Source organism: Cedecea sp. VD22 (assembly GCF_037150195.1).
In the GTDB taxonomy this organism is placed as follows: domain Bacteria; phylum Pseudomonadota; class Gammaproteobacteria; order Enterobacterales; family Enterobacteriaceae; genus Cedecea.
In genome coordinates, this window is the sequence record NZ_JBBCPX010000002.1 from 284,289 (window position 1) to 298,315 (window position 14,027).

Here is a 14,027-nt window from a genome sequence, read left to right on the forward strand (position 1 = left end):
CTGCATCCATCCCGTCATCCCGCCGGGACAACATGTCTATGGGTTTAACTTAAATAGAGAACGCTATGATTAATAAACATAAATCCTTGCCTGCAAAGTACTGCCTTCTGGCAGGTCTGGTGGCTGGTGCATTCCTCTCTTCTCCCGTAATGGCGGCTTGTGAAGGCACCGAACTCACCGCCTGCCCGGCCCCTTTTGATGCAAAACTTCCCGATACCAAAACGATGCTGAGCTGGGATCAAGCCGAGCGTGTTATCGGTTTTCGTAACGATTACCGTAATTATCAGGGCGATGTTTTCCACCACGGCAAATCCGTGCCGTTAGCGATGGCTGAAAAACCACTGACGCAGGCTCGCTATCAGGTCAACGGCAAACTGTGGACGCTACAGAATTATATTAAACGCCAGAACGTCAGCGGTATGCTGGTACTGAAGGACGGTAAAGTTGCCTGGAAATATCTTGGTGAAGGCAATACCGACACCACACTCTGGACCTCTCGTTCTGTAGGGAAATCGGTGGTGTCTACACTCGTGGGTGTGGCCTTAAAAGAGGGAAAAATCCACTCAATGGACGATCTGGTCACGCAGTATGAACCTGATTTGAAAGGCACCGCCTGGAACGGCGTGACGCTGAAACAGTTGATTCAACACACCTCTGGCGTGGCGTGGAATGAAGATTACGCTAATCCGCAGTCTGACTTCGCCAAACTCACGCAGTGTGAAGCGCACGCGGGTACCTATGACTGCGTCCGCTCGCTGGTTTCTGGTCTGAAACGCGCCCACCCAGCGGGTGAAGTGTGGTCTTACTCCTCCGGCGGTGCATGGCTGCTGGGCGATGTGCTGGAGCGCGCAACGGGTATGACGCTTGCTACCTACCTTGAGAACAATATCTGGCGGCCGTACGGTATGGCGAACGATGGTGTATGGCATGCCTATACCAAAAACCAGCATGATGTTGGCGCACACGGCTTTAACGCCACGCTGGAAGATTGGGGACGTTTCGGCGAATTCGTACTGAACAATGGCCGCCTGCCGAACGGTAAGCAGGTTCTGCCGGAGAACTGGGTTGCCCAGTCGGCCGACTGGAACAGAGCGAAGAACTCCGTCTCTGCGGCGCATCCACAGGGGCTGTATGGCTATCAGTGGTGGAATAACGAAGTGCCTGCCAACGCTAAAAACGTGGAACCAACGCCGCAGGATTCGCTGAAAGGCTCCATGTGGGCGCTGGGGATTTATGGGCAGATGATCATGGTCAACCGTGCGGAAAATCTGGTGATCGTCCAGTGGTCTACCTGGCCGCAGGCGGAACCGTCGTTCAGCGCCCAGCCGCTGGAAGCTTCGCTGATGTTCAGCGCTATTGCGAAGGCATTGCATTAATCATCGGAGATAACCACGCCAGAAATGCACCTTAAGCTCTGGCGTTTTCAGTGAGGGATAAGGGTATCCTCTGGAGGGAAAGGATACCGCCCAACATCTTTTCAGTTGGCGAAGTGAAGATTGTCTAAGCCGTATTCCATTTTTTGACAGCATCCCAGTGCGTCTGAATTCACGCAGGTAATGCAAATGGATGGTCAAGAAATCGCTACTTATCAGCCCTTTCAGACCATCATGGCTTTAGCCTCGTCTACAGTTAACTTATCTAATTCTCATCGAATAAATCATCCCATGAGCTTTTCGTTAAGGACTCACCTGTTCGCCCGACTTCGGTTATTGATTTCAGTGGCTGCCGGCGTCGCTTGTTATTTCGCCCTTCCCGCTCAGCTTGGCACGCTGCAGCGGCTGTTGATCGGCTGGAATGTTTTGGCCTGGCTTTACCTGATTTTTATCTGGTTTCGCATGCTGCGAACGGAAGTCTGCGACATCCCGAGAATAGCCAGGGTACAGGATCAAAGCGCCGCGCTTGTGTTAAGCCTGCTTATCTTTGCCTGCATGGCCAGCCTCGTGGCGATTATGAGCGAACTTCCGTCGCTGCGTTCTTTGTCCGGAACCCCGCTTGCGCTGCATATTTTACTGACGGCAATGACGCTGGTCGTCTCCTGGACGTTGCTGCCCAGCGTTTTCGCGATGCACTATGCCCATCAACATTATTTGCATCGCAGCAAAGAGATAACCCCGATGATCTTTCCTGATAAACCGAAAGATCCGGATTACTGGGATTTCCTTTATTACTCTTTCACCATCGCCGTGGCCGCACAAACAGCTGATGTGGCAACCGGCACAACCGGCATGCGTAAAATAACCCTGCTGCAGTCAGTTATCTCGTTTATCTTCAACCTGGCGATTCTGGGACTTTCCGTCAACGTGGGCGCCGGGTTGCTGAGTTAATACCTGGGACTGGCTGTCATCTCGTGAATAGCACACAAAACAGGCTATAATTTAACCAGTGACGCTCTGTGTAAAGGTGAAACACGATGCCTAATCCCTTTGATGCCTGCATGTCTATCGCGCTGATTCTGGGTGCATTACATGAAATGGGACTGATTCCCTGGTAATGCGCTTTATATGCCGGTGGTTTGCTGAAAAAACGATGGCAGGAAATTGACAGCAGGTTGAATCTCATTAAGGTGAGAGGGATATTTTACGCCGTGCTGGCCAGATCCCAGGAACCCCATGAACCCTTCGCTTCAAACTTTTGTCGGAAGTTTGCTCCAGGATGAGAAAACGCTAGTTGCCTCTTACGATCTTGAGTCTTTGCCTTTTGAGCTGAAGCGCAGTCTTCATCTTCAGGCTTTACGGCAGCCCGGCATTCATAACTATGCTTTACGTCCCTTTTCTCTCGACTATAGCCAGATCCAGCGGCTCTGTATTATCAACGGCATGGGCGTCACGCTCGGAGATTCGCTGATCGGGATTGCGGCGCTGCACGCTATTAAAGCCATAAATCCCAAACTTCATCTGACGGTGCTGCGCCCTCACACCTGCCAGTCTTATGTGGAAGAGATTTATCGGCTTGCGGGGAACGTGATCGATGAGCTGCATTTCATGCCTCAGGAACTGGCTTCACTGGAGGGATATGATGCGCTGATTGACGCGGGGAACCAGCTTTTCCGGGAGGATTTCGCCACTCAGGAAATGCACGATTTCTTCTTACGCCACCTGGGGATTGCCCCTGAGACTGTACCCGAAGAGATAAAAGCTAACCGCTGGCTACGCGACGGAATGCCAGAGCAAACGTCCCCCCTGCAAGGTCGTTACATCCTGTTCAATCACCGCGCCAGCACGCCGCTTCGCGATATCCCGGCTGCCGTGCTGGTTGATTTAGTCGAGCATATCTATCGGCAGCACGGTCTGCCCGTGGCAGGCTTTGGAAAAATAGATCACCCGCAGTGCATCGATCTTTCTTCTCATTCCCGGACAACGTCTGACTACATCGCCATTATTCGTCACGCCAGTAAAGTCTATACCTGTGATTCGTCGGCCCTGCATATTGCCGCCGCCTTTGAGGTGCCCACGACGGCTTATTTTAACGCCATCAAACCGTCACTGCGGGCCGCGTATTACCCGCAGTGTGAAAGCGTTGATCTGGGTACTGAGCGTTCGGCGTTCCTCCACCAGAGCGAAGATAGCGAGTTGCTAAAAGCGATAGAGGATAACTACCGGCGTTATCTGGCCGCCTTGTAATGTCTGATAAGCTGGCCGTGAATGACGGCCAGCCCCACGCTATTTATTGATGCCAATAACCAGCACGGTTGATTTTTTACATTGATTATCCTGGCAAATACCGGAGAACCAAATCTGCCCTTTGCCGATCGCCAGCCCCTGATAATTCGCAAAAAGATCCTGATATTTCTGCGCGTTAACCACCGCCACCAGATCCGGCGTAAAAATGGCGTCATAGTTTTTAATGAACTGCTGCGGCGTTTTGATCTGCACTTTTTTACCCGCCAGCGCGATCTTTATCGGATAGGAAATTAGCTTTGCCACTTCCGCTTTATTCTGCGCGGCAATCTGCGTTTTAAAATTATCAAAAAACGCATGATAGTTTTCATGCGAGCTGAATAACTTATCTAAATTCGCGTCCATTGCCTGCTCGGTAGCGGCCCACAGGGTGCCCGACCAGATCAGGGAGGAAGCCAGACACAGCCTGGCGAGTAGCGACGTAAACCTCATATAAACCACCTCTTGCCTTAAATATCATTGAATTATCGTATTTATAGAATTTTAACTTTTCAGTCTGAAACACGCTTTAAGTGTTAATAAAGCGGCAGGCGTTCCCTCGACGGCATCATATATGATATAATTTTGACCAATCCATTGATTTTAATTAAAAGTAAACAAATTGTATTAATATGAAACAACTTCTCCTGGCGCTGTGCCTTTTCACTCCCTTCAAAATGTCTCTGGCGTCCGTCAGCGGAAATTTCGACGTGAGAATGACTATACTTCCTAATCCGATGCCACCTAAAGTAACTAAAGTAAAACTTTCAGCAGATACGGTGATGATCGTTAATGAATGGTAGGATTTCATTCATCAAGTCGTGTCCGGGATGCACATCCGCTCCCATAATAAAGCCGCTCACGGTCTCCCGCAGCGGCTTTTTTTATGACTGATTCAGGCTATTCCCCCGGACCTGGCTTATCGACTCTCTGCCCGACGTCTATCCGGTTCCCGTCCGGGTCGGCAAACACAAACGTCCGCAGGCCGTACTCTTTATCCTGAAGCCCCTTCACGATCCTGGCGCCTGCCTGCTGACAGAGAGCAAACAGCGCCCCGATGTCATCAACCAGAAGATGGGCCACCGGAAAATGTGCGGCCTTATGCTGAGGCTGGAGCGTCAGATGCAGCTCACTTGCCTCCTGCTGGAGGATAACAAACCCAACGGGTTCGCCGTTCTCGAAACGCTTCGTGAAGCCTAAAACGCCCACGTAAAACGCCAGTGCGGCAGGCATATTTTTGACTGGCAACGTCGCTGCAATGCGGCCAAATCCAACTGCTGAAGGCATAATCATCCTTATATTTAAGAAACGAGCCCATCGCGCAGACGGTGCCGCAGCCATGCGTTTCTGTGTTGATGCCGGACGGTGCCAGAGTGGCCCTTATCATAAACGCCAGCCTCACCCTGCGCCAGCGTTCGCTAATGAGAATAATGTCGCAGACAAACGCGGCGTTCCCCCTATGAAGACAGATCGCCTGCCCTTTGTCGGCAGATGTTTAGTACCAGCTGCCGCAGCCAGCGGTGCGCGAGGTCTGCCTCTGAACGCGGGTGCCACATTTGGGACACAGTAATGGCTCTCGTCTTCACCGGCAGCTCAAACATTGCCAGCCTCGCGTTCTCTCCCTCGACCGCCAAAACCGGCTGATTCAGCAGGAAAGAAGCTGGCACCAGCGCAATAAGATCGGACGCCTGTGCGACCTTTAGCGACGCAGGAAATGACGGCACTATGGCGGCAATTTTGCGCGTCAGCCCTCTTTCATCGAGGGCATCGTCTACAGGCCCGCGGGTTGAACGGAGACGCCGGGAGGCCACCACGTGCCCGTACGAAAGATACTGCTCGACGGTAACCTCAGGCAGAGCGGCCAGAGGATGACCGGCGCGCACCACGCCAACAAACCGATCGCGGAATAGCGCCTGGAGCCGTATCTCTGGCCCCATTTCGCCCACGACGCCGATTTCGAGATCGACCAGGCCCTCACGCAGATGCCGGGGACCTTTTTCAGGTTTGGAGGTGAAGCACAGCTGCACCCGAGGCGCTACAGCCGCCGCTGCAGTGATAAGCGCAGGCGCAAAGGCTTCGATAAAACCATCGTTGGCCCGGAGGATAAACGTACATTCCAGGGTTGAAAGCGTTAGCTCTGCCGTGGACGGGCTCAGCAAAGCCCGAGCCTCCAGCGCCGCGTTTCTCGCCCGCTCGCGAATCGCTTCGGCATAGGGCGTCAGCACCATATTTCTGCCCGCTCTGACCAATAGCGGATCGCCGGTTGCAGCCCGCAGGCGGCTCAGCGTGCGGCTCATCGCCGACGCGCTGAGTCCGAGGCGTCGCGCGGCGCCGGCCACGCTGCCTTCCGCCAGAAACGTATCCAGCGCCAGCAGCAAATTCAGATCGGGGTCATTCATTCAGGCATCCTGTAAAGAGATATGGCGTCTGGTGCAACTATTATCTGCATATGGTGCGTCTTCCGCCTCTCTTTAAGTATCACTATATTTGCAGCACTGACAACCTGAGACTGATGACCGCGCAGCGGGAAGGAACAACGATGGAATTATTTTCAAACCAACCAGGAGATGAGGGCCTGCCGGGCCGCCCGCGTATGATGGCGATGTTTGCCGTGATGACGACGGTCACAATGGCGGTGTTCGATGGCTCAATGGTGAACATCGCGCTGCCAAATATCGCCCGCGCGCTCGACGTTTCCGCCAGCGACGCGGTTTGGGTCGCCAATGGCTATCTGTTGGCCGCCGCCATGACGCTGGCGATTTTTGCCGCGCTGGCGACCCGGCTGGGATTCAGGCAAATTTTCGTCTTTGGGCTGAGCCTGTTTACGCTGGCATCCGCGGGCTGTGCGCTTTCCACCTCGCTCGAGATGTTGGTTTTGATGCGGATATTGCAGGGCATCGGCGGCGCGGCGGTACTGAGCATTTCCCCGGCAATCCTGCGTTCGGTTTTCCCCACCCGCCTGCTGGGCAGGATCCTCGGTCTTAACGCCTTCTTAATCGCTACCAGTACGGCCATAGCGCCGCTCCTTGGGGGAACGCTTCTTTCGACCTTAGGCTGGGAATGGCTTTTTGCGGTTAATTTACCGTTAGGCATTGTGGCGCTTTGGCTCAGCCTCCGCGTCCTGCCGGGGGAAAAGGCCACCCATCCCAAGCCCTTTGACTACGCCGGTGCGTTTCTGTCTGCTCTGCTGCTGGGCGCGCTGATCGTGGCCGCCGACAGCTTTACTAAAAGCGGAGGGATTGCCCAGGCGGTGGCTTATAGCCTGACGGCATTGTTGGCGGGCGCGGCATTTATCTGGCGAGAACGCCGCGCCGCTCAGCCACTGCTGCCGCTGACGCTGTTCGCCTCCGCGCGATTTTCGCTGGCGGCCCTGACGTCTCTGATTTCGTTTATCGGGCAAGGGATCACATTTGTCGCCCTGCCGTTTTTATTCCAGAACGTTTATGGCTACAGCGCCTTTGCATCGGCCCTGCTCTTTACGCCCTGGCCTGTGGGAATAATGCTCGCAGCCCCCCGGGCCGGAAAACTGGCCGACAAATATTCGCCGGCGCTTATCGCCACCACAGGTTTAGGCGTGTTTGCGGCTGGCCTGATACTTTTAGCCCTGTTGCCCGCCCACGCTCAGGCGTGGGACATAGGTTTACGGAGCCTGGTATGCGGCATTGGCTTCGGTATTTTCCAGAGCCCCAACAACCGGGAAATGATGGCTAACGCCTCACGAGAAAATAGCGGCTACGCCTCAGGCATACTGGCCATTATGCGAACTTTCGGCCAGTGTCTCGGGGCGGCCATCGTCGGTATTGTGCTGGCGATTTACGGAAATGCCGCCTCGTTTGAGTCGCAGGCCATTACCCTCAATCTTTGGCTGGCCGCCGGAACGACATTGCTGGCTGTAGGCTTAAGCGGCCTACGTACCCGGCAGCTACAACAGCAAAATAGTTAGCCGTAGAAAGGATCCTCAGCCAGGCTATACGGGTACCCACTCGCCGAGAAAATACTATGAATCTGGATGCTGAAACCGATTTAAAACTAGAGCGCATTATTGACGTTCCCAGGCAGCTTGTCTGGGAGTGCTGGACCCAGCCGCAGCATATCAGGCAGTTCTTTGTGCCCCGGCCTCATAGCGTAACGGCCTGTGACATAGATCTTCGGGTTGGCGGACGTTTCAATACGGTGTTTAACATCGACGGGAATGAAATGCGTAATAACGGTGTCTGGCTGGATATTGTGGACGGTAAAAAGCTGGTGTTTACCGATGCCTACGGCGAAGACTGGAAGCCTGCTGAAAATCCGTTCATGACGGCGATCCTGCTTCTGGAAGATGCGGACAACGACAAAACGCGCTACACGGCTATCGCCCGCCACCGTACACCAGAAGCCCGACAGGCACATGAGGAAATGGGTTTCTTCATCGGCTGGAATATCGTTGTCGATCAGCTTGTCGAGTACGCCAAAGGCCTGAGGCGTTGATACCTCTGACTAAAGTGACCAGTCGCTCTTCTGCAAAACCACCCGATAACCATCGGGATCGATAAAAGTAGCCCCCTTCACGTCCCAATAAGGGTTGAATGCATCCAGCCGGGTAAAACCGGCTGCGACCATTCTGGCGCAGAAGGCCTCCCATTCGACACGATCGGGCACATAAAGCACCAGTAAGTCATCTTCGGTAGGTCGTGGGGTAATGAGATGATGCTGGCAGACCGTAAATTCCAGATGCCAGCCCAGCGACGGACCTCCCAGCATCACGCCGCTGAAACCGTCGTGATCGCTAAATTGCGCTATTTGCTGAAGACCAAGTCCCTCGCAGTACAGCTCCCGGCTTCTTTCAAGACTGCTCACCGGACGGGCAATACGCATATGGCTGAAGTTCATCATTTTTTCCTGTTCTGATGTTCGCTCAACCTTAAAGGTATTCCTTTGCCATCATTTTCCTCACCGTGCGATCTCAGGCGACAAACTGTAGGCAGGAATTGGGCGGGTTGTTCCCGTCAGGCTGTCGAAGACCGTGCGTTCTGTCGTGATAATCGGCATCCCGGACTGCCTCAGCACTGAGATATCGGCGGCAATGCGCTGCAGCCCAAACCAAAACAAACCATCGAGGGCGTTGACCTGAAGCCCGTCTTCCAGGGCGATTTTCAGCCGCTCTCTCGGGTTTCTAACCTGCAGCGCAATCTGCTGATAGCCCGTCGCGGGCGTACCGCCCGGTTCGATTCTACGTATGCGATTCGAAAAACGATAGCGGAAGGCATCCGGCACGGCGCTGAGATCGTCTTTGATGCTGTAGACTTCCCCGCGCTTATTGTCATTGATCGTCACGCTCTTCTGGTTAAGCTGCAGCTCAGCACGCAGTTTATCGATCAGCTGCGGCGCCCGCAGAAGCAGCAGCCGAAAAGGCAGCTCGAAGCTGGTCACGTAGTCCACGTTCAGCAACGCCAGGCGCAGGCGCTGCTCCGCATCCTGAGGCTCTCTCTGGAACTCCTCCTGGACTTCCTCCCACTGGCTGCTGAGGCGCGGCGACGCTTCTGTTTCGGTGAAACTGTACTTTTCAATCTGGTAATCGATGCGATCGTTCATTCAGGCACCTTTCACATGTCAGGATCCAGCTCGCAAACCATCTCGTAGCAGCGCAGCAGTGTGCCGCTGCGCGACATAGGATAAAGCCCCTCTTTCACCACGCGAAATCCCTGCGTCAGGTAAAAGTCGCGGGCGTTGGGCGTGGAAGAAAGCGTCAGTCGGCTCATTCCCCTCGATCTGGCTTCTTGCTTGATGGCCTGAAGAATCTGTTTGGCCAGCCCGCGGCCAGTCCATGCCGGTAGGGTAAAAATGGCTTCAACCGAGCCGTTTTTCAGATCCAAAAATCCCGTGGCTACCGGCTCGCCGTTTTCATTATCCGCCACAAAAAAAGGATTATTCACGATTTCATTTCGGTAACCCTCGGGCATCTCATCTGGCGTCCATGCTGCCAGCACATCTTCTGGATAAGTTTCCCGACAGCCAAAGCGAATGGCCTCGTTTCTTATTGTCCACAGCGCCTGAGCTTCATTAAGCGTGGCTCGTCTGACCGTCATTCTCTGACCTCCGAAATGCTCCGTTACGTAAAGGAAAATGAGTCTGATGACTTAACGCAAAAAGGAATGTTACCCTTTGAAGAAAATAGCATTTAATTAAGGACCGCTCGATGAAAAAAATATCTGCCCTGTCCGTTTCGCTGGCCCTGCTTTTTAACGCTTCGGCCTTTGCCGCTGGCGCTAAACTGCCTGCGCCAATAGCCGCCCTGGAAAAACAAGGCTTCGAACTGAAAGGGGAATTTAAAGCACCGGGCGACCTGCAGGGGTACGCGATGCAGTATCAGGGGCAAGGCACAATCGTATACCTGACGCCGGATAAACAGCACGCCATTATGGGCAACATGGTCGATGCCGAAGGGAAAAACCTGAGCGACGCGGAAGTGGAGAAATTTGTCTATGCGCCAATGGCCAAAGCCATGTGGCAAAACCTGGAAAAACACCGCTGGATCGCCGCCGGGAGTGAAAAAGCCCCGCGTATTGTCTACGTATTTGCCGATCCGTACTGCCCGTACTGCACCCAGTTCTGGGAGCAGGCTCAGCCCTGGATAAAGTCGGGTAAAGTTCAGCTCCGCGTGCTGCTCGTCGGGATGCTGCGCCCGGACAGCGGTCAAAAAGCGGCGGCAATTCTGATGTCGAAAGATCCGGCCAAAACGCTCGCCGACTATGAGAACAGCAAAGGTAAGCTGGCGCTGCAAAAACCGGAGAAAATAGATCCGGTTATCGGGGAAGCCCTAAAAGATAACCTGACGCTGATGGAAGATCTCGGCGGCAATGCCACGCCCTCAATATACTACCTGAATGCCGAAGGCCGCCTGCAGCAGCATCAGGGCATGCCGGATGCCGAAACGCTGAATACCATCCTCGGCGATAAATAACGCTTATAGCTTCAGCAGCGGTTTGCGCTGGCGGCCAGGTTCACGGAACAGCGCCAGCGCCTGCCGCCACTCCTTCAGCGCATACACCGCCGCATCGGGCTGCTGCGTTTGTAGCAACAGTTCCCACAGTGAGATAAACCAGCCCTGCCATTCTGCAACCGGCGTGACCGCCAGCGTATCGCGCAGATGAAATCGCTGCGCGGTAATGTTCTTCCCGCGCGGAGAGAACGCCTTCCCGCTCAGCAAACCGTAAGAAACCAACTCGGCATTCTGATTAAGGTGATCGAGCATCAATGTGGCTAACTCACCGCCCACGGCGTCAAACACAACGTCAACTTTTCCAGCAGCTTCGGCAATGCGATGCTCGTCATCCCCGCTCAGCGGGATAATGCCGGATTCAAGCAACGCCGGAAGACGCTGTGCCGAGCGGTAAACACCATAGACTTCCGTTGCACCCTGCCTTTTGGCCCACTGCGCCAGTAAACCAGCACACGTTGACCCTGCCGCCGTGACCAGCACATTTTTTCCCGCCACGGGCCACTTTTTCAGCATTAACCAGGCCGCCAGAGGATTGATATACCCGCGCGCCGCAAGCTCATCCGGCACGCTGTCCGGCACGGGCACGGCCCACTGAATCGGGCAGTCAACCCACCGCTGCCAGGTGCCTTCCCCGCGCAGAGGCAGCACACGCCTGCCAATCCACTCCGGAGAATCAGCCTGCGCAACAATGCCGACGCCTTCGTACCCGGCAATACGCGGCGGAAATACCCGGTGGCGATAAGCCCCGGTAACGGGAATAAGATCTGAGGGATTAACCGGCGCATAGTGCATGCGCACCCGGAGCGTGCCGGAGATAAACGGCGCCAGCGGCGTTTGTTCGAGGGTTAAGACCTGTTCAGGTTCGCCAAACTGCCGGAACCAGAGGGCTGCGTTTTCCATACTGAATGCCTGCAACTGCCATATTGCAGGCACTATATCACGGCTGAGTCAGCATAAACGCATCGAATAAGTGACATTGTCACCTATTGCCTCATAAATTACGGTAGTAAAACGTCGTGGAGCACGGGCTGCCGTCCGGCATTAACGCATAATGCGGGAGATCCCCCACGCGCTGCCAGCCCATGCCCTGGTAGAATATCTCCGCATCGCTGCCGGTGGCGGTGTCCAGTACCAGCACTGATTTTCCCTGCGTGGTGGCAACGGCTTCCAGATAAGCCATCAGGCGCTGGGCAATGCCTTTCCGCCGCGCCACGCGATGAACCAGAAGTTTGGCCACATCGGCCCGGTGCGGCTGATTTTCCGGCTGGCTGGTGATCAGCTGCACGGTGCCCACAATGCGCCCCTGCCCATCTTCCGCCACAATCAGCGTGCGTTCTCCCCGCGCCACGCTCTGGCCAACCTCCCCCCAAAACGCCGCGGCCTTTTCCGGCGCCAAAGGATGTAAAAAGCTGACCGAAGCCCCACCAGCCACACAATCAATCAGTACATCCGTTAATGATGCGGTTGCGGCAGCAAATTCACAGGCCTTCAGGGAACGAATACGATACTCGGGCACAGCGACTCCTGAACAGTGGTTAAGAGTTATGTCGGAATATTACCGGACATAAGAATAGTCCAGCTTACCCGGTAACTCAGGAACCCACTATTCAGAAAAGATATGGATGGGCGGTTTGGGGGGATGCGGTTTTCGTTTCAGAATAGAATCTCCCCCTTGCTGCAGCCAATAAAAGCGCATCAGGAGAGATATCCACTCAGGGTGTTAATTCCCTTCCACCATAAGGAATTATGATTGCACCGATCGTCTGTAGCTTTTCATAATTTTATCCCAGCCTAGCTGGCTTCAGCTATCACATCCTCAAGGCTGAGATGTCGCCGGGGGTCGTACTCCGCGCTTCCCCAGCGAAAGAAGAGCATCCAGCGATTATCTGCTCGCTGATTAAAATCGGTCACTTTACCCTGCAGGTGCTGCATGGCGATAAATGCCCCTTCTTCATTCGTCCCGTTAAAAAGCAGAACAAACTCATCGCCGCCCGGCCTGGCGATCAGATCCGTTTCACGGAAAGAAGAACGCATAAGTTCTGAGAAAGCGACCAGCGCACGATCGCCCTGCTCATGGCCCAAACTGTCGTTAATCTGCGCCATCCCGTCAAGGTGGATAAATACCAGAGAAAGCGGCTCAGCCCGGCGGTTAGCGCTCCCCGTGGCGTATTGCCCCAAAAACATAAGGCCTTGACGGTTCAGCAGGCCCGTCAGCTCGTCGGTCAGGGTGGTATCGAGCATCTCATCCTCCGGTGCAGACTCATCATGGGGTCTGCTTACAGTTTAGATGATCATTACTCAGGCGGCGTAAATGCGGTTTTTCCCGGCACGTTTAGCGTTGTAGAGTGCATCATCTGCCGCTTTTAACCATTCGGCGGCATCCGGCATCTGTTTTGTCGCACAGGCAATCCCGATACTCAGGGTACAGAACGCATTTTTTTCAGGCAGGACTCGAACATTAATGGACTCCAGCAGGATCCGCTGGGCAATACCTTCGGCTTCCTCCAGGGAGGTATTCGGCATCAGGACCACAAACTCGTCCCCGCCAAGGCGCGCCGGCGTGTCGCTGGAGCGGGTGACAATCCGCAGCACGTCGGACACCGCCATCAGAATGGCGTCCCCCACTTTATGCCCGAAACGGTCATTCACTTCTTTGAAATTATCTATGTCGATAAACATCAGCGCCGAACTGCCGCAGGCAATGCGCAACCGCGCCAGCTCATTACTGATTTTTCGTTCCAGCAGGCGGCGATTGGCAATCCCCAGCAGGGGATCCATCATGGCAATGTTTTCCAGCTCGCGGCTCTTTTCCCGTAGCTGCAGCGCTATCGAAGCCGTCAGCATACTGAGCGCGATAGTGTAAACGGCAATCAGCGGCAGCGTGGCGTACATTGTCCGGGCAGAAACCGCCGGACTAAACGGCATCCCGTGGCTTATCCAGGTCAGCACAAACGCAAGCAAGATTGCCAGCATCGCCCGCTTCATCAGCGGTTTTCCCCCGGCGGCCAGCCGGTCGGAAACCAGAATGGTGATAATCACTACCGACGGCAGCGCGCTGAGCGATATCATCGCAATCCAGAAGCCCCCGGCTGCCGCGTCGATCACCAGGTTTTGTTTTTCACTCTTGACCGGAGAAGCAGAAAAGCGCGCTTTTAACAGCGCCACGTGCGGCCAGACAAAAGCGTTAACGACCAACAGCGCCATAACTGGCACAGAGGACTGCTGCTCATTCAGTACCGAAAAGAAGGGCAAGAAGCACAGAAACGTCCCCAGCATACGCATGATATACATGCGATTAACGAAGCGAGAGCCGTGAGTTCTGGCATTTTTGTGAGGATCGGGTGTACGCATAACTATCTCAGGCAAACGAACCAGCCACGACAAACTGC

Annotated in this window: 16 protein-coding genes; 6 read left to right on the forward strand and 10 right to left on the reverse strand. The window is 54.4% G+C overall.

What is annotated here, in order from left to right; translation table 11 throughout:
• Positions 1 to 65 precede the first annotated feature (65 nt).
• From WFK85_RS07405 to WFK85_RS07415, 3 genes are all read left to right on the forward strand, one after another.
• Complete coding sequence (locus WFK85_RS07405) at positions 66 to 1,376, forward strand: serine hydrolase domain-containing protein (protein WP_336707086.1); 1,311 nt, start codon at positions 66 to 68, stop codon at positions 1,374 to 1,376.
• Positions 1,377 to 1,664: 288 nt separating this feature from the next.
• Positions 1,665 to 2,324: a DUF1345 domain-containing protein gene (locus WFK85_RS07410; RefSeq protein WP_336707085.1), complete on the forward strand. Its 660-nt coding sequence runs from the start codon at positions 1,665 to 1,667 to the stop codon at positions 2,322 to 2,324.
• Between the two features lie 285 nt (positions 2,325 to 2,609).
• Complete coding sequence (locus WFK85_RS07415) at positions 2,610 to 3,620, forward strand: glycosyltransferase family 9 protein (RefSeq protein ID WP_336707083.1); 1,011 nt, start codon at positions 2,610 to 2,612, stop codon at positions 3,618 to 3,620.
• A 39-nt stretch (positions 3,621 to 3,659) separates the two neighbouring features.
• On the opposite strand, the gene WFK85_RS07420 is transcribed toward WFK85_RS07415, so the two are convergent.
• From WFK85_RS07420 to WFK85_RS07430, 3 genes are all read right to left on the reverse strand, one after another.
• Positions 3,660 to 4,109 carry a hypothetical protein gene (locus WFK85_RS07420; protein ID WP_166873950.1) on the reverse strand — a complete coding sequence of 150 codons (450 nt, stop codon included), beginning with the start codon at positions 4,107 to 4,109 and terminating at the stop codon, positions 3,660 to 3,662.
• 447 nt (positions 4,110 to 4,556) lie between these two features.
• Positions 4,557 to 4,943, reverse strand: coding sequence for a VOC family protein (locus tag WFK85_RS07425; protein ID WP_336707080.1), 387 nt, complete (start codon positions 4,941 to 4,943; stop codon positions 4,557 to 4,559).
• 170 nt (positions 4,944 to 5,113) lie between these two features.
• Entirely contained in the window at positions 5,114 to 6,055 is a 942-nt protein-coding gene (locus WFK85_RS07430) for a LysR family transcriptional regulator (protein WP_336707078.1), read from the reverse strand.
• Positions 6,056 to 6,195: 140 nt separating this feature from the next.
• Here WFK85_RS07430 and WFK85_RS07435 point away from each other — a divergent pair, with 140 nt between their 5' ends.
• Positions 6,196 to 7,599 (forward strand): DHA2 family efflux MFS transporter permease subunit, encoded by a 1,404-nt coding sequence (locus WFK85_RS07435; protein ID WP_336707076.1) that lies wholly within the window; start codon positions 6,196 to 6,198, stop codon positions 7,597 to 7,599.
• A 56-nt stretch (positions 7,600 to 7,655) separates the two neighbouring features.
• A complete protein-coding gene (locus WFK85_RS07440; RefSeq protein WP_166992563.1) occupies positions 7,656 to 8,126 on the forward strand; it encodes an SRPBCC domain-containing protein in 471 nt (156 codons plus the stop codon).
• A 9-nt stretch (positions 8,127 to 8,135) separates the two neighbouring features.
• On the opposite strand, the gene WFK85_RS07445 is transcribed toward WFK85_RS07440, so the two are convergent.
• Genes WFK85_RS07445 through WFK85_RS07455 form a run of 3 tightly spaced genes read right to left on the reverse strand, consistent with a single transcriptional unit; the run spans position 8,136 to position 9,724 of the window.
• The gene (locus tag WFK85_RS07445; RefSeq protein WP_034809394.1) at positions 8,136 to 8,528 is read right to left on the reverse strand and encodes a VOC family protein; all 393 of its coding nucleotides are present in this window, start codon (positions 8,526 to 8,528) and stop codon (positions 8,136 to 8,138) included.
• Positions 8,529 to 8,588: 60 nt separating this feature from the next.
• Positions 8,589 to 9,230 (reverse strand): DNA-binding protein, encoded by a 642-nt coding sequence (locus tag WFK85_RS07450; RefSeq protein ID WP_336707074.1) that lies wholly within the window; start codon positions 9,228 to 9,230, stop codon positions 8,589 to 8,591.
• A gap of 11 nt (positions 9,231 to 9,241) precedes the next feature.
• Positions 9,242 to 9,724: a GNAT family N-acetyltransferase gene (locus WFK85_RS07455; RefSeq protein ID WP_166864085.1), complete on the reverse strand. Its 483-nt coding sequence runs from the start codon at positions 9,722 to 9,724 to the stop codon at positions 9,242 to 9,244.
• Between the two features lie 128 nt (positions 9,725 to 9,852).
• Between WFK85_RS07455 and dsbG the strand changes: the two genes are divergently transcribed.
• The gene (gene dsbG, locus WFK85_RS07460; protein ID WP_442892189.1) at positions 9,853 to 10,599 is read left to right on the forward strand and encodes a thiol:disulfide interchange protein DsbG; all 747 of its coding nucleotides are present in this window, start codon (positions 9,853 to 9,855) and stop codon (positions 10,597 to 10,599) included.
• 3 nt (positions 10,600 to 10,602) lie between these two features.
• Here the strand turns inward: dsbG and WFK85_RS07465 are convergent, their stop codons facing one another.
• The 4 genes from WFK85_RS07465 to WFK85_RS07480 form a co-directional block, all read right to left on the reverse strand.
• Positions 10,603 to 11,538 (reverse strand): zinc-dependent alcohol dehydrogenase family protein, encoded by a 936-nt coding sequence (locus WFK85_RS07465; RefSeq protein WP_336707069.1) that lies wholly within the window; start codon positions 11,536 to 11,538, stop codon positions 10,603 to 10,605.
• 91 nt (positions 11,539 to 11,629) lie between these two features.
• Positions 11,630 to 12,154: a GNAT family N-acetyltransferase gene (locus tag WFK85_RS07470; protein WP_166873978.1), complete on the reverse strand. Its 525-nt coding sequence runs from the start codon at positions 12,152 to 12,154 to the stop codon at positions 11,630 to 11,632.
• A gap of 275 nt (positions 12,155 to 12,429) precedes the next feature.
• Positions 12,430 to 12,879: a GGDEF domain-containing protein gene (locus WFK85_RS07475; protein ID WP_336707065.1), complete on the reverse strand. Its 450-nt coding sequence runs from the start codon at positions 12,877 to 12,879 to the stop codon at positions 12,430 to 12,432.
• Positions 12,880 to 12,936: 57 nt separating this feature from the next.
• Entirely contained in the window at positions 12,937 to 13,989 is a 1,053-nt protein-coding gene (locus WFK85_RS07480; protein WP_336707063.1) for a diguanylate cyclase, read from the reverse strand.
• Positions 13,990 to 14,027 lie beyond the last annotated feature (38 nt).

Coding starts and splice junctions, on each gene's coding strand:
- WFK85_RS07405 (WP_336707086.1), top strand. CDS start 66: ATGATTAATAAACATAAATCCTTGCCTGCAAAGTACTGCCTTCTGGCA.
- WFK85_RS07410 (WP_336707085.1), top strand. CDS start 1,665: ATGAGCTTTTCGTTAAGGACTCACCTGTTCGCCCGACTTCGGTTATTG.
- WFK85_RS07415 (WP_336707083.1), top strand. CDS start 2,610: ATGAACCCTTCGCTTCAAACTTTTGTCGGAAGTTTGCTCCAGGATGAG.
- WFK85_RS07420 (WP_166873950.1), bottom strand. CDS start 4,109: ATGAGGTTTACGTCGCTACTCGCCAGGCTGTGTCTGGCTTCCTCCCTG.
- WFK85_RS07425 (WP_336707080.1), bottom strand. CDS start 4,943: ATGCCTTCAGCAGTTGGATTTGGCCGCATTGCAGCGACGTTGCCAGTC.
- WFK85_RS07430 (WP_336707078.1), bottom strand. CDS start 6,055: ATGAATGACCCCGATCTGAATTTGCTGCTGGCGCTGGATACGTTTCTG.
- WFK85_RS07435 (WP_336707076.1), top strand. CDS start 6,196: ATGGAATTATTTTCAAACCAACCAGGAGATGAGGGCCTGCCGGGCCGC.
- WFK85_RS07440 (WP_166992563.1), top strand. CDS start 7,656: ATGAATCTGGATGCTGAAACCGATTTAAAACTAGAGCGCATTATTGAC.
- WFK85_RS07445 (WP_034809394.1), bottom strand. CDS start 8,528: ATGAACTTCAGCCATATGCGTATTGCCCGTCCGGTGAGCAGTCTTGAA.
- WFK85_RS07450 (WP_336707074.1), bottom strand. CDS start 9,230: ATGAACGATCGCATCGATTACCAGATTGAAAAGTACAGTTTCACCGAA.
- WFK85_RS07455 (WP_166864085.1), bottom strand. CDS start 9,724: ATGACGGTCAGACGAGCCACGCTTAATGAAGCTCAGGCGCTGTGGACA.
- WFK85_RS07465 (WP_336707069.1), bottom strand. CDS start 11,538: ATGGAAAACGCAGCCCTCTGGTTCCGGCAGTTTGGCGAACCTGAACAG.
- WFK85_RS07475 (WP_336707065.1), bottom strand. CDS start 12,879: ATGCTCGATACCACCCTGACCGACGAGCTGACGGGCCTGCTGAACCGT.
- WFK85_RS07480 (WP_336707063.1), bottom strand. CDS start 13,989: ATGCGTACACCCGATCCTCACAAAAATGCCAGAACTCACGGCTCTCGC.